13 protein-coding genes are annotated in these 14,087 nt (G+C 62.2%); 4 read left to right on the top strand and 9 right to left on the bottom strand.

What is annotated here, in order from left to right:
- Positions 1–184: 184 nt before the first annotated feature.
- Together BLJAPNOD_RS12385 and BLJAPNOD_RS12380 are read right to left on the bottom strand one after the other, a co-directional pair.
- Entirely contained in the window at positions 185–1,051 is an 867-nt protein-coding gene (locus tag BLJAPNOD_RS12385) for a D-alanyl-D-alanine carboxypeptidase family protein (protein WP_115420020.1), read from the bottom strand.
- Positions 1,052–1,252: 201 nt separating this feature from the next.
- Positions 1,253–2,368: an acyltransferase gene (locus tag BLJAPNOD_RS12380; RefSeq protein WP_158556120.1), complete on the bottom strand. Its 1,116-nt coding sequence runs from the start codon at positions 2,366–2,368 to the stop codon at positions 1,253–1,255.
- A gap of 376 nt (positions 2,369–2,744) precedes the next feature.
- Between BLJAPNOD_RS12380 and BLJAPNOD_RS12375 the strand changes: the two genes are divergently transcribed.
- Positions 2,745–4,094 carry an O-antigen ligase gene (locus BLJAPNOD_RS12375; protein ID WP_115420018.1) on the top strand — a complete coding sequence of 450 codons (1,350 nt, stop codon included), beginning with the start codon at positions 2,745–2,747 and terminating at the stop codon, positions 4,092–4,094.
- A gap of 83 nt (positions 4,095–4,177) precedes the next feature.
- The gene (gene bmt / locus BLJAPNOD_RS12370; RefSeq protein WP_115420017.1) at positions 4,178–5,194 is read left to right on the top strand and encodes a betaine--homocysteine S-methyltransferase; all 1,017 of its coding nucleotides are present in this window, start codon (positions 4,178–4,180) and stop codon (positions 5,192–5,194) included.
- 245 nt (positions 5,195–5,439) lie between these two features.
- Here bmt and BLJAPNOD_RS12365 read toward each other — a convergent pair whose 3' ends face one another.
- Both BLJAPNOD_RS12365 and BLJAPNOD_RS12360 read right to left on the bottom strand, forming a co-directional pair.
- On the bottom strand, positions 5,440–6,594 hold the full coding sequence (locus BLJAPNOD_RS12365) for a pyridoxal phosphate-dependent aminotransferase (RefSeq protein ID WP_115420016.1): 1,155 nt from the start codon (positions 6,592–6,594) through the stop codon (positions 5,440–5,442).
- Positions 6,595–6,652: 58 nt separating this feature from the next.
- The gene (locus BLJAPNOD_RS12360; RefSeq protein WP_115420015.1) at positions 6,653–7,288 is read right to left on the bottom strand and encodes a PAS domain-containing protein; all 636 of its coding nucleotides are present in this window, start codon (positions 7,286–7,288) and stop codon (positions 6,653–6,655) included.
- A 135-nt stretch (positions 7,289–7,423) separates the two neighbouring features.
- Here BLJAPNOD_RS12360 and BLJAPNOD_RS12355 point away from each other — a divergent pair, with 135 nt between their 5' ends.
- The gene (locus BLJAPNOD_RS12355) at positions 7,424–7,771 is read left to right on the top strand and encodes a hypothetical protein (RefSeq protein WP_115420014.1); all 348 of its coding nucleotides are present in this window, start codon (positions 7,424–7,426) and stop codon (positions 7,769–7,771) included.
- Between the two features lie 464 nt (positions 7,772–8,235).
- On the opposite strand, the gene BLJAPNOD_RS12350 is transcribed toward BLJAPNOD_RS12355, so the two are convergent.
- The 3 genes from BLJAPNOD_RS12350 to BLJAPNOD_RS12340 all read right to left on the bottom strand — a co-directional run bounded on the left by BLJAPNOD_RS12350 (position 8,236) and on the right by BLJAPNOD_RS12340 (position 11,779).
- Positions 8,236–10,407: a VWA domain-containing protein gene (locus BLJAPNOD_RS12350; RefSeq protein WP_115420013.1), complete on the bottom strand. Its 2,172-nt coding sequence runs from the start codon at positions 10,405–10,407 to the stop codon at positions 8,236–8,238.
- Positions 10,404–10,931, bottom strand: a complete 528-nt coding sequence (locus BLJAPNOD_RS12345) for an RNA polymerase sigma factor (RefSeq protein WP_115420012.1) — start codon at positions 10,929–10,931, stop codon at positions 10,404–10,406. The genes BLJAPNOD_RS12350 and BLJAPNOD_RS12345 overlap by 4 nt, the downstream gene beginning before the upstream one ends.
- Positions 10,932–11,029: 98 nt before the next feature.
- Positions 11,030–11,779 (bottom strand): phosphodiester glycosidase family protein, encoded by a 750-nt coding sequence (locus BLJAPNOD_RS12340; protein WP_115420011.1) that lies wholly within the window; start codon positions 11,777–11,779, stop codon positions 11,030–11,032.
- Positions 11,780–11,960: 181 nt separating this feature from the next.
- Between BLJAPNOD_RS12340 and BLJAPNOD_RS35175 the strand changes: the two genes are divergently transcribed.
- Positions 11,961–12,656, top strand: coding sequence for a hypothetical protein (locus BLJAPNOD_RS35175; protein WP_147294544.1), 696 nt, complete (start codon positions 11,961–11,963; stop codon positions 12,654–12,656).
- Positions 12,657–12,683: 27 nt separating this feature from the next.
- Here BLJAPNOD_RS35175 and BLJAPNOD_RS12330 read toward each other — a convergent pair whose 3' ends face one another.
- Complete coding sequence (locus tag BLJAPNOD_RS12330; RefSeq protein ID WP_147294543.1) at positions 12,684–13,235, bottom strand: hypothetical protein; 552 nt, start codon at positions 13,233–13,235, stop codon at positions 12,684–12,686.
- Between the two features lie 130 nt (positions 13,236–13,365).
- Positions 13,366–14,070, bottom strand: coding sequence for a 4Fe-4S dicluster domain-containing protein (locus BLJAPNOD_RS12325; protein ID WP_115420008.1), 705 nt, complete (start codon positions 14,068–14,070; stop codon positions 13,366–13,368).
- Positions 14,071–14,087: the final 17 nt, after the last annotated feature.

The raw sequence follows: 14,087 nt of genomic DNA, 5'->3' as shown, positions 1-14,087 counted from the left end.
CTTAAGGCAAGTCCACAATCGAGATCATGGGCGCCCGGCATTTTTTTCCGAAAGGAAGTTGCTGGCGCGCCCATCTTGTTCCTGCTCACGGCTCGGGCGGGCATTCGCCGCAGGACGTTCCTACCTGTCACCGCGATGCCGATGTCAGCCTCGCGTCGATAGAAAGCCGCCGTGTCGCTGGCGCTCAGTTAGTCTTCGTCGTTTCGGCTGCGGCCGGCTCGACGGTGCTTGCGGACGAAAGCGAATCGCTCTTGGCCGGGAAATACTTGTCGAGCAGGCCCATCATCTGGTTGTCGCGCTTCTCAGCGGTCTCACCGCCCATGACAACACCGACGAGGCGCTTGCCGTCGCGGGTTGCCGAGGTGACCAGGTTATAGCCCGATGCCGTGGTGTAGCCGGTCTTGATACCGTCAGCGCCGGCGTAGCGGTTCATCACACCGTTGTGTCCGCGAAGCTTCATGCCGCGGAACTCGATCCGGCGGTTGGAAAACAGGGCAAACTCTTCCGGGAAATCACGCATCAGGGCGATGCCGAGCGTCGCCATGTCGCGCGCGGTCGTCACCTGCTCCGGATCGGGCAAGCCATTGGCGTTCTTGAATACGGTTCTGGACATGCCGAGCTGGTGTGCCTTCTCGGTCATCACCTTGGCAAACCCTGTCTCCGTCCCGGCCAGTTGCTCGCCGATGGCAACGGAAGCATCATTGGCCGACAGCACGATCATGCCCATCACGGCTTCGCGCACGGACACGGTGCGCCCGACGCCGACCGCCAGCTTGAACGGCTCCTTGTTGTTGGCATTTTCCGACATCGTCAGCCGCTGGTCCCAGGTCAGCCTGCCGTCGCGAAGAGCTTCGAACGCCAGATAGATCGTCATCATCTTGGTCAGGGACGCGGGGTAGTTCAGTTCATCGGCATTTTCGGCCTCAAGGACCGTGCCTGTCTGCGCGTCGAGAACGAAATGGGCCTTTCCGGCGAAAGCGGAGGACGCACCGCCGAGCAGCAGACCGAGTGAAACCGCGGCCGACGCGAGTGTCCGGAGTGTAAAATGCATGATGTTCTTCTCGTTTGAGGCTATCGATCAGCGTGCGAGATCCGCGGGCAGGCTGGCGACTACATAAGTGCGCCCTTTTACAGCGATCGCCAGCAGGCCGCAATCGCCTGTAGGCTGCGGCCTTTCGTCGTGAACCCCCGCCCAGATTCGGCCATAATGGCTTCGCTCGACGACGGAGTTCCTCCTCGGGGTCGACCCTTCCTAACCGTTTCGCGGCGCGACCGCCCTTGCCCCGAAAGGCCAGCCGGACAGAAAGGGTTTCTCGACGAAACGATAGGTCAGATATGAGGCAACGAGCACTGCGGCCGTTGCAGCGAGGGTAACCAGCGTGGCGCCCCCCTGGCCAAGCGCCAGCACCGTGTCGCCATCGGCAGCCACATGGGTCGGCACCTTCAGGCCGAAGCGCAAAACCTGCGTCACCACCCAACCGACAATCGAATGGGTCAGGTAGACGCTGTAGCTGACGGTGCCGAGCCACACGAAGAGCGGCCACTCGAGAAAGCGGCGCAGGGACGTACCGTCCTGCAGGTTCGCGACGGCCACGATCGTCAGCGCGAAAAGAGCTGGCAAAAGGATCTCGGCCTGGGTACCGCCGAGACCCCAGATTGCCAGGACGACGAGCGCCAGCGTGCCGGCCGCCATTGGCGTGGCCGCCTTTCGGGGAATCCGGACGTGGAGCGAAGCGGCCCATGCCCCCAGGAAAAAGGAAAATATGCAGCGGACGATCGCAAAGATCGGATCGGTCTCAAGCCGCCCTCCCTCGAGGACCAGCAGGACGATGGCCGCCCCCGCCGCCAGAACAAGGCACCAGCGCATTTCCAGCCGCAGAAGCCCCATGGTCAAGGCGAAGATCAGGTAGGTCCAGAACTCGACGGAGATGGACCAGCTCGGAATGTTGAACGACAGTTCGTTCAGAACCACGCCCTGCAGCAGGAAGAGATTGGCCAGGAAGGCCTTTGCGTCCGACACGACGAAGGCGGGGCTGTTGGAAACGATGCCGGTCCTCTGTTCGAAGACGTATTTGAGGCACTCGATGCCAAGGAAGATCAGAAGGGTGAACAGATGAAGCGGATAGAGCCGCCAGAATCGTCGGCGCTGGAAGCTCGCCACGTCGGCAGGCGTCGATAATCGGTTGACGTAATTGAGAGCAATGACGAAACCGCTGAGCACGAAGAAGAAATCGACCATCAGGTAGCCGTGCCGGATGAAGGCGTTTTCACTCAGCAAACTACCGTAGCGGAAATGGTGCAGGGCAACGGCAAGCGCTGCAACCCCCCGCAAGGATTCCAGCGCCAGAAGCTTGGGTTTCTTCGCCATTGGGGAGAATGCTCCATCCCAGACGGCTAACGCCGCCGTTTCATCTCGTTGCGCCGGAAATTTGGATTTTCTGCTTCGAAGGAGGCAGGCTTCGCAAGGACAGTCCTGCCGCAGTTTTGCCCGGGAAGGCTTAAAATCCGGTAATTGGGGCGTCGCAAGGCGCCAGGCGGCATCCGGCCTTGCTTGGCGCGGCATCGTCGAGGACATCTTGCGCGATGTCGCCGGGGCTCATCGAGGTCGCGTTTCATTCGAGCTTAACCGAATTGCTCCATATTCCAGCGTAGGTCCCAGCCCGCGCCATGGCAGCAGACAGGGGCCGCGATACAGGAGGCGGCGCCATGTCGGCGATGCCCTGCCCCAACACTTTCGGCGCCTCATGCAACGACCTTCCGCCACCGCAGACTTTCCGACAGGCCGGCATCAAATACCGGCGCCGGCAAGCTACGACGCCGGACTGGCGCAACTGACCCGGCATCTGGCGTCGCTTCTGTCCGGCCTCGGGCTCTTTCTGATGGTCTTCACGCTCATGCCCTTTCAGGGCGCGATGGAGACCGATCCGAATGCGGCCAACGACGGCAACATCATCAACCAGGTCGGCTACATCGTGCTCGGCGCGGTCTACCTGTTCGCGATGCTGCTGGTGGTCGACAAACGGGTACTGGCGCGGCTTGTCTCGCCGGCCTGGGTGGCGATCTTCGCCATCGCCTACTTCTCCTGCCTGCAGTCCTACGATCCGGCAGCCTCTGCCCGCGGGCTGACGCTCAGCCTCGTGGCGATGATCATGGTGGCGGGTGTGCTGGTGCTGCCGCGCAGCGAAGAGGATTTCGTTCACGCGGGCGCAAATGCCATCCTGCTACTTGTTCTAATCGACTATGCGGCGCTCATCGTGGCGCCGAACCTCGCAATTCACTCGGCCGCCGGCGGCGAACCCTGGCATGCCGGCTTCTGGCGCGGACATCTGCTGCACAAGAACGTCTCGGCGCCCGTCTTTTCCATCCTGTGCATGTTCGGCATCTATTGCCTGCGCGCCGGCGCCCCGCTTCGCGGCTGGGCCATCACCCTGCTCTCCATCAATTTCGTGCTTCACACCGGCTCGAAAACGACCATCGGCTTCCTGCCGATCGCGATTGCGCTGGTGCTTGCCGGGCGCGCCCTTCGCAGCCCGGGCCTGATGATCGTCGCTCACCTCGTCATGTCGGTGCTGGTCTTCGCGCTGACCCTCGGCACCATCTATTCCGACGCCCTGCTTTCGGCGACCAAGGCGATCATCGACGACGCCACCTTCACCGGCCGCGACGACATCTGGAAGTTCGCCAGCGACAGCATCGCCGAGCATCCGTGGTTCGGCCAGGGCTACTCCAGCTTCTGGCTCTCGCCTGTCATCATGGGGCTCGAGGCGAATTTCGAAGCGAACTGGGACGTGCGCGGCATCGTCGCCGGCCACAACAGCTACCTCGACGCGGCGTTGACATTCGGTCTGCCTGGCGGCATCGCGATCAGCCTGCTTCTCTTCGTCAAACCGCTCTTCGACTATATCCGCGCTTCGCGCCGCCCGGAGGGACGCGCCTTTGCCGACTTCTGCGTCATGGTCGTGATCTTCATGACCTACAACGCCATGCTCGAAAGCTTCTTCCTCAACCGCGCCGACCCGATGTGGCTGCTGACGGCGCTCGCCATCTTCGGCCTCGGGCTTGCCGGGCGCATGGGGCTCCGCCGCCAACAATAGTCACCGGTCGGTCGCACGGATGCTTGCAAAGACATAAAGATATCTTTATATCTCATTGCATTCATTCTAGCCGGGAAAAACCGATGACCCTTGCCGCCAATGTTCTGTCTGATCTCATCGCCGAAAAGGGCGTTCTTCTTGCCGATGGCGCCACCGGAACCTCGCTGTTTGCGATGGGCCTCGAAGCCGGCGAAGCACCGGAGATCTGGAACGAGACCCGGCCGGAGAACATCACCAAGCTGCATCAGGACTTCGTCGATGCCGGCGCCGACATCATCCTCACCAATTCCTTCGGCGGCACCCGCCACCGCCTGAAGCTGCACCACGCCCAGGATCGTGTCCACGACCTCAACAGGCGCGCAGCCGAAATCGCCCGCGCCGTAGCCGACAAGGCGCCGCGCAAGGTCATCACCGCAGGCTCGGTCGGCCCGACCGGCGAACTGCTGATCCCGCTCGGCGCGCTGTCCTACGAGGATGCGGTTGCTGCCTTCGTCGAGCAGATCGAAGGTCTGAAGGCCGGTGGCGCCGAAGTCGCCTGGATCGAGACCATGTCCTCGCCGGACGAGATCCGCGCCGCCGCAGAAGCTGCCGCCAAGGTCGGCTTGCCCTATGTCTACACCGGTTCGTTCGACACCGCCGGCAAGACCATGATGGGTCTGCATCCGAAGGATATCCACGACGTCGCCAAGGATCTCGGTGATGGCCCGGTCGCCGTCGGCGCCAATTGCGGCGTCGGCGCTTCCGACATCCTCTCCTCGCTGCTCGACATGACCGCGGCAAAGCCCGAGGCGACCGTGATCGTCAAGGGCAATTGCGGCATTCCGGAATTCCGTGGTTCCGAGATCCATTACTCCGGCACACCGCCGCTGATGGCGGAATATGCGCGGCTGGCAGCCGACGCCGGCGCCAAGATCATCGGCGGCTGCTGCGGCACCACCTGCGGCCACCTCGCCGCCATGCGGGTCGCCCTCGACGAGCATTCGCTACGCGAACGCCCGTCGCTCGACGTGATCATCGAGAGGATCGGCCCGTTGCGCAACAAGACCGCCAATGAAGGCCCATCGGCACCGGCCCGCGAGCGCCGCAGCCGCCGCGGCTGAGAGGGCCTCCGATCAGACAGGAAAAGCGCTCCGGGATCATCCGATCCGGAGCGTTTTCATTTTCGGTGTTCTGACCCAACACGCGCAGGCGCTTGCTCCAAAGCAAGGTCGGTCGGCGCCGTCGCAGGTGATGCAATGTCGGCGGGTCGGGATTGGCACTTCTCGCTCGGACACCTCGCCATCTTCAGCGGCACCGACAAAGGTCATGTCGCTGCGTTGTCGATGCCTGACGGCGCCCGCGAAAATCAGGCGCTTCTCTTCATTGCACCGCCGCTCTGCAGATGCTGGCGCCATGCCGCGAGCCCGACCTCGATATTCTTGCGGCCGAAGCCGACACGAAAGCGATCCTGAGCGACCGGCAGCAGATCGGAGACGAAAAGGCTCGAAGGCAACAGCAAGACGCCCGCCTCCTCCACCAGGCGACGGCAGTGGGTCTCGACGCCGTCGGACCCGAGATAGCGGGCAAAGCCGACACAGCCACCGTCCGGCTCGCGCCATTCGTAGAGATCGGGGAACTCGGCAAAGAAGGCACCGAGCTTTTGAAGGTTTTCGGCGCAAAGCGCGCGATTGCGGTCAAGCAAATGCTCGCGCGCCTTGAGCGCAATGGTTGCCAGCACCTCCGACGGGCGCGAATTGCAGATCGACAGGTAGTGCTTCATCTTCTCCATGCGCTCGAGCAGGGCATGGTCGCGGCAGGCGATCCAGCCGATGCGCAGGCCCGGCAGCCCGTAGGCTTTCGACATGACGTTGAGCGAAATGCCGCGCTCGAACAGTTCGGCCGCCTGCGGCAGCCTCAGCGCCGGGTCGCGCTCCAGCCCACGGTAGACCTCATCGCTGAAGAGGTGGATGCCGCGTTCGGCGCAGAGTTCGGCGAGCGCCTTGAACGTCTGCTGGTCGGCGATCGATCCCGTCGGGTTGTTGGGGAAATTGACGGCGATCAGTTTTGTGTTCGGCTTCAGCGCGGCGCGTATGTCGGCGATATCCAGGCGCCAGTTGTTTTCCGGGCGCAGCGGAACGCCGGTGACGGAGGCCGCGATCGTGACCGGCAACGTCTCCATCGACTGGTAGTTGGGCACGGTGACGATGGCGTGATCCTCAGGCCCGAGCAACGCCAGCATGGCGCAGTAAAGCCCCTCCTCCGCGCCTGCAAAGCAGAGGATGTCCGCAGCAGAAAGCCCCCGATAGGTCGATGCAATGGCCGCGCGCAAGGCCGGCGCACCGTAGGTTTCGGTATAGCCGAGCGTCAGCTTGTCCCAGGCCTCCCGGTCCGTATCGTCGGAAAGCGCCAGCAACTCGCCCATACCAATGGTTTCGGCATCACTTGCCGTCATATGATGGCGCGCCTTGAACTCCCAACGGGAGAAATGCGTTTCGAGACGGAAATCTGGCAAGGTGGTCATATCGGGTCCTCCACTCGCTGCGTCCGGCGGACGGGCGAAATCATGGTCTTCTTGGTGATCAGGAAGCGTCGCTGCGGGCAGCGGCAAGATAGTTGTAGATCGAGGCGCGCGAGGTGCCGATCAGGCTGGCGAGATGGTCGACGGCGTTGCGGGTCTTGAACAGACCACGCTCTTCCAGTGCCGCCACAAGAGCGACGCGATCCGTCCGCTTCAGCGCGGAAAGCGCCAGGCCCCGTTCCTTCAGCCAGTCATGCAGCGAGGCGTTGATCTCCTCGCGCCAGTCGCGCGAAAACAGCGCCTGCGGCCGCGGCTGCGCAGCACCGGCAAAGGCGGAAAGCAGCTTGACGGCGCTGTCGATCATCGAAACGTCGAGATTGATGCAGAGCAGCCCCGCCGCTTCGCCCCTGGCATCGCGCAGCACCGCCGAGACGGACTTGACGCGCCGGCCGTCGGCGCCGGTCTTCTCATAGGGCCCGAGCACGCTTTCTTCGCCCGAGACCGAGCCGAACTCTTCCTCGATCAGCGAATCCTCGCCGACAGTACGGCCGGAGGATGCATTCCAGATGGCGGCAACGGTGCCGCTTCTCAAGTCATGCAGCACGACCTCGGCATGCGGATAAAGCAAGGCGCTGATGGCCGCGGCCGTCGGCGCGTGCAGAGCGATGTCGAAGGCGATGACGGGTTCTATGTTCATGCGACAGGCATGATTGATTCTAGACTTTTTATCAATTCTTGACATTTTATTTATATCAAATATTCACCGATGCTTGCGCACGCGGCTGGCCTGTCCTATCCCCGGAGAACATGAGATTCGCCTGGAGACACTGACATGAACGCCGGACCCGCTTCCTTCCCCGACAGGGACACCGTTGCCGACAAGCTTTCGGCATTTGGCGAGGCGGATCAGGCCTTTATCAGGTTGCTGATGGAAAATCCCGAGCAGGACGATCGGCTGCTGGATGGCCTTTACCGCTATCTCGATATCGCCTCCGAAGCGCCCTTTCTCAATACGCTGAAGCTCGACAAGCTCGGACAGTGGCTTGGCAACGAGGCACCCGCCCGGCTGCAGATGCGGCTGATGGAAGCCGCCCGCGCGAGCCAACACCCGGCTTACCAGGCGTTTAGAACCGGGTTGACGAAATCCGGCGGCCTGGAGCGTGCGTTTCCCAAGGCCTGAGTTTAGACATTTAACAAAGTACGATAGGGCTCGGCCCAATCGCAATGAACCTTTGACCTAGCTGGCTGCCCCCCGCGCATTACTGCCGAGCGGGATTTCTCGCCCTCATTCCTGTGCTTGTCACAGGAATCCAGCAGCGCCGTGTCTACGGCGCTCAAGAGCTTGCGGAACCAGGACCACTGGAAGATTCCTTGACGGCGCAGACGCGCCGTTACTGGATTCCTGTGACAAGCACAGGAATGAGGGACGTGGTGCGATCCGCGGACAAGGAAACGGCACCTTTAATCAGGACAATGGTTGCCGACATCGCACTATCACCTTTGGTCAACCAGGCCCTTGAACTCCCGCCGCCTACCGACCGGACCAGGCGCAGCGCAGGCTACGTCAGACGATGGCGGCAGCCGGATGAGGGGCTGCGCCAAGCGCCCAGCTCGAGGCTATCGCGCCGAAATCCGCGCCGCCCCTCAATTGGCCGAACCGCCACCGCCCGAAAGCCCCTTGGTAAGCCGCACCAGATTGACGAACTCGCCGCGATAGCCGAACGGATCCGCTCCCTTGGCCGCTGCCGCCAGATCGACGACTGCATCATAGGAATAGTCCGACAGCGCCGTCACGCCCGAAAGCTTCTGCCCGAATGCCGCCACGGCCACCGAGAAGCGGACATCGTTCGGCGCGTCGACGAGTGCAGGCACGGCATTCGCCTCGGTCACCGGCGTGGTGATCAGTTCGCTGCTTTCGCCATCCGGCTTCTTGTAGCGGATTTTCAGGAAGGCGAGTTCGCCGTCCTTCGCCTTCACACCGCCGGCCGGCTTTTCCGCGGCCTTGTAGCGCAGGTCGTCGTTCAGCACCGCCGGGCTGCCCTTCGGCGTCACCTCGTAGATCGCCGTAACGCTGTGGCCGGAGCCTATGTCGCCGGCATCCACCTTGTCGTTGTTGAAATCCTCGCGTTTCAGCGCCCGGGTCTCGTAGCCGATCAGCCGGTATTCGGCGATCGCCGCAGGGTTGAACTCAACCTGTAGCTTGACGTCCTTGGCAATCGGGAACAGCGACGAACCCGCCTCCTCCACCAGCGTCTTCTGCGCTTCCGCCAGCGTGTCGATATAGGCAGCCGTGCCGTTGCCGTTCTGGGCGATCGTCTGCATCAGAGCGTCGTTGTAGTTGCCGCGACCGAAGCCAAGCACCGACAGGAAGATGCCGCTCTTGCGCTTCGCCTCGATCATCTCCTTGAGTTCGTCATCGCTCGCCGGACCGACATTGAAATCGCCATCGGTCGCCAGCATCACGCGGTTGACGCCGCCCTTGACGAAGGCCCTCTCGGCCAACCGGTAGGCGGCATCGATGCCCTCGGCACCGGCCGTCGAGCCACCGGGCTGCAGCGTGTCGATTGCCGAAAGGATCTTCGCCTTGTCCTTCACCGCGGTCGGCTCCAGCACCGTACCGGCATTGCCGGCATAGGTGACGATCGACACCGTATCCTCGGGCTTCAGCTTCTCGACCAGCAACCGGAACGCCCCCTTCAACAGCGGCAGCTTGTCCGGCTCGTCCATCGAGCCGGAAACGTCGATCAGGAATACCAGGTTCGCCTTCGGCGTCTCTGCCGGCACGACGTCATAGCCCTTGATCGCCACATGCATCAGCCGCGTGCCGCCATTCCACGGCGTCGGCGTCACCGTCACTGTCGTCTTGAACGGTTCGGTGGCGCTCGCCGGGCGCGCCCAATCGTAGGGGAAGTAGTTGACCATCTCCTCGACGCGTACCGCATCGCGATCCGGCATCTGGCCTTCCATCAGCGAGCGCCGCACGAAGGCGTAAGACGCCGTGTCGACATCGACCGAGAAGGTCGAAACCGGATCGGTGGCGACGCTCTTGACCGGGTTGCTGTCGGCCTTTTGGAAGCGGTCACGGTTTTCCTGCGCAGCGGGCTGCATCTCCTGCGCAATGACGGGTGCCGGCAGGTAGGTCAGCCGCCCTTGCGCGCCGCCTTCTGCCGAAAGCGGTGCGAGGTTGTCGCTCATCATCTGGTTGGCCATCGCGTCCGCTTCGGCCTCGGCGGCGGGTGCCGGGCTCGCGGCTTGCGGTGCGGACTGGGCTTCGACTGTCTTCTGCTCGCGGGGGCGGTCAAGCAACCTGGCAATATCCGGGTCGTCGGCCGGTACCTGTACCTGTACCTGTACCTGAGCGTCGGAACCAACCGGCGCCGGGGCCACAAGGCCGGAGGCGTCCTGCTTCTTCGCAGCAGCGAGGCTTTCGTCCACCGCTGTTGCAGTCGGAGATGGCTTCTGCTGCAGAACAGCCTTCTGCTTCGGCGCCTCCTTCACCGCAATCTCCGTGCCGATATCACCCGGCAGCGTCGTGTTGCGCGTCAGTTCCAGCGTCAGGAAGGCGGCGGCGGGGATAACCAGCAGCGTGGCGAGTGCCGATCCGGCAAGCAGTTTCCTGTTCATGATGGGGCTCCATATCCGGTTGATGATGGAGCTTTGACGAACCGGCATCGCCGATCCTTGGGTGGTGGCCGAATTTTCTTCAACCGCATCGAAGGCCTGCATGGCAGCGGTGAGCGCACGGGCGCGTGCCTCGCTCGAAACTTTTGGCGAGGTCAGCCCGGAGAGCTTGTCGAAATCGTCGGTCATGATCACACGGCCTCCTTGCCAAGCAATGTCTTCAGCCGCTTGCGCGCCTCGTGCACATGCCAGGACACGGTCGCTTCCGAGCAACCCAGCACGTCGGCGGCGGCGGCATGGCTCATCCCCTCGGCATAGACGAGCAGCACCGCGTCGCATTGTTTTTCCGGCAAGGCCCTCACAGCCGTCCAGAGCGCCTCCTGGTGCTCGTCCTCGCCCGTCTGACCGCCGCCGAGAACCGCTTGCTCGCTGGCATAGGCCTGCATCCTGCAGGTGTCGCGCATCTGGCGGCGCTTGTGGTCGCGCGCAGCGTTGAGCGTAAGGGTGTAGAGCCAGGTGCGAAAGCGGCTGGTGCCGCGAAAGCCGCGAATTGCGCTGCCCAGACGCACGCAGACATCCTGGGCGATGTCTTCCGCATCCGCCGCATTGCCCGACCAGCGCCAGGCGACGGCATGGACAAAATCATAGTGCCGCTCGACCAGTTGGCCGAACGCTCGTCTGTCTCCAGACACTGCTTTGTCGACGAGTTCAGCGTCCAATGGCGTGCCCGCTCCCACCTGTTTCAAACCTTAGACGTTGCACGGCGACGATTCCTTGGGGCCGTCGCGAAAAAATCGTCGCGACCTCAAAGAAAAAACTATCGCGGGAATTTTCCGACGACGGCAATCATCGGCCCCATCGGAAACAGCCGGTCGTGCCGGTTGATATCGGGCGCGTAGAGGCTGGAGATCGTACCGTCGAGAAACAGCGCGTTGGGGCAGTCGAGTTCGTCGCGGAACAGCGTCGCGAAATCGTGAAAGCGCACCGGGCGTTTCGAGACGGCGAACACCACCTCGCCCGCTGCCGTCACGCCGACGCCGTTGCGGGTTTTCAGGCTGGTGCTGTCGGGCAGGAAACGCGGATGTAACGCCCCGTCGATCACCAGCATCGGGCCGGACTGTGTGGCGAACCGCGGTGCAATCCTGGCATCGCGATAGGCGTCTGCCGCCATCACGCCGGCCTTGCCGCCATCGATGTAGAAGACGCCGTTCGGCAGCAGATGGAAATTGCCCCAGCCGGTGTTGGTGTTGAGCGGCGCCTGCTCCCGTCCCTCCTCGATATGGAGGCCCACCGGCGACAGGTCGTCGTGGTACATGCCGCCGTTCATGGCAAACAGCATGTATTCTTCGCGATGACGCAGCTCCAGCGACAACGCCCGGAACGAGCGGAAGGGAACGCCCGCCTGATCCTTGTTGTAGAGGCGAATGTCATTTTCCGCCGGGTCGACGGTGCAGGCGATATAGTCCTGCCCGAGATGGTTGACATCACGGCAGGCGCCGAGCGCCGGGCCGGCAAGGCCGGCGGAGAGAACGGCACCGACGAGAAAAGGTTTTGGGAAAAGCGGCATGGCAAAAGGTCCAATCGAATCAGCCACCCAGCATGACGGAGATTGAGGCGGTTCTGGCGCAAAGCCAGGAAGTCGGCCAGCTTACATACTCTGGCGACATCTCGCTCGAATCGTATCAACTTAACGCAGGTCGCGCGCGACAAAGCAGAGTTTGGTGAATGCGTGAAATGGAGAGAGAGCCGTGGCGGATCGCATTGCGACTGCAAAGCCGTCTAGCAGCGTGGCCCATGTGACACGGATCTCTTGCCAATTTGCGGCGCCTCGGAACGAGGCGGACACCGCTAGAGTCGTTGTCAACAACATTCGCCGACATGGCGCCAAGGCCTTACTCGCGGTTTTCTGTATTTTGATCGCGTCGTGCAGTTTGCCAAGTTCGAGAAAAGAAGAGTGTTCAGCCGATTGGCTGAAAGTGTGGGATGGTCGTTCGGACCCACAGAATTGGGCATATGTACATCTGGCTCATTATGCTCAATCCGGAGCCTATCCAGACATCCCAGGTTATACTTCAACGGATGTAGCCGCCTACTTCGCGGCGCTGGCGATCAAGAACAATCAAGGGGTTGACATAATTGGCATGAAGCTGACTACCGCATCCGACGATATGCGGAAGTTCCGTCGAGCGGGAACCATGCGCGACGCGATAGCGCGCTTCTATGGGGTGAAGGTCTCGCAGTATTCCGGTTCCGGCACCGATCTTCCTGACAAATGCATCTACGGAGAAGCATCTGTCGCATGTCTTCCCAAACTAACGCGCCAGCTGTTGCCCAAGGCGGAAGAGATGGAGCAATATCTTGAAACCGCCGTCCACTTGCGCCGGCTCGGCGATGTTCCTTGTAAGGGTTCGATCAGGGATTTCGGCAATCCCAACTTCCGCTAGGAACCACGCAAACGGATCTCGACTTCATCAACCGCCCAGAAGCAGCCCCATGCCCATGACGAGCCCATAACACCCGGCCGCCGCCGCAAGCCCAAAGATCACGCAGAGACAGGCAAAACCACCGACACCCGCAAGCGCATAGGACTTGGGATCGCGGTTCAGCACATCCTGCGACAGCGAGACGAGTTGCCGCTTTTCCCGCAGGGTCGTCGCAAGCTTGACCGCATGGCGCTTTGCTTCCTTCTGTACCTCGCCATAATTGTTGCCAATTGCCCAGATGGTGAAGAACAGGCCGAGGGCGCTGACCGTGAGGGCGAATTTCCGGAGAATGTCGATCGCGTTGGGAAGCAGGTCGCCGGCCAATACAGAGCGATCCACCAGCGCATCGAACCCTGTGATGCAGGCGACGATCACAGCCGCATGGCCGGCGCCGATCGCCAGCAGGCGCTTGAAGGCATCCTCCAGGATCTGGCTGTTGGCGGCGTGAATGCTGTTAAGCCGAGAGATCTGCGCTTCCACGTCCTCACGCGAAAGCTGCGGAGGATAGTTGCTCACGGATACGACTGGGCTGCCTCTCATACGATGAACTCCAACGCCACGCCGTCCAGATCGGTATAAATTCGATAAAATTATCTTTCCACGACAACTCCAATTTTAGTCATTTTGGAGATTTGCACCATCTTTGCGCGCCAGAGCCGGGCGTGATCGATCAAAGGCTGAGCGCGGCCATGTGAAAGTGTAGCTGATCGGGCGAATAGCGATAGTCCCGCCCAACGGGACAAGCATCGCGGGAAAGACATCCGCGCTTGAGACAGCCGTTCCTGCCCGCCTCTGTTCGGAGGTGACCGCGACAGAGGCCGACATCGAATTGCAGAGGATCGAGTGCGCCGGCGGGACAGGCGGAAACGCACGGCTTTTCCACACAGCTGTCGCAGGGATGCGCAGCCGACCGCTCGTCTTCGACGGGCAAGGGTCTGTCGAAAGCGAGCGCGCCGCGATAGCCATGCCAGAGACCGTAGCGTGGATGGATGAGAATACCTGATGGCGAAGCCTTGAGCGCTTCCGCGCGCATCGCCCATTGCTGGAACGGCTGCCAGGGCGGGTCCGACGGGAAATAGGCCGTCGCGCCGATTGCAAGGGCGATCTCGCCGATCACCACCTTCGACCAGGTGTCGAGCGGGTCTCTGTCGCCCCGATCCGGCGCGTCCTCGCACCAGCGCACGAACGGCTGCCAGAGCGAGCCGCCGACATTGCCGATCAGCGCCACGCTTGCGGCCGGGCGGCCATCCGCCAGCAGTGGTGCGATATCGACGGAAGCAAAGTTCAGCGTGCCGCGCAAAAAAAGTCCGTGCGGCTCAAGAGCCGCACGGACTGCGTCTAGTCGAATTTCCGCAGATGCGGATGGCGCCGTCATTTCGGTTTCGGCCCCTG

It is taken from the genome of Ensifer sp. M14 (assembly GCF_003355565.1).
Lineage (GTDB): Bacteria > Pseudomonadota > Alphaproteobacteria > Rhizobiales > Rhizobiaceae > Ensifer.
The sequence above is the reverse complement of the archived record's forward strand: the minus strand, read 5'-3'. Positions and strand labels throughout refer to the sequence as shown.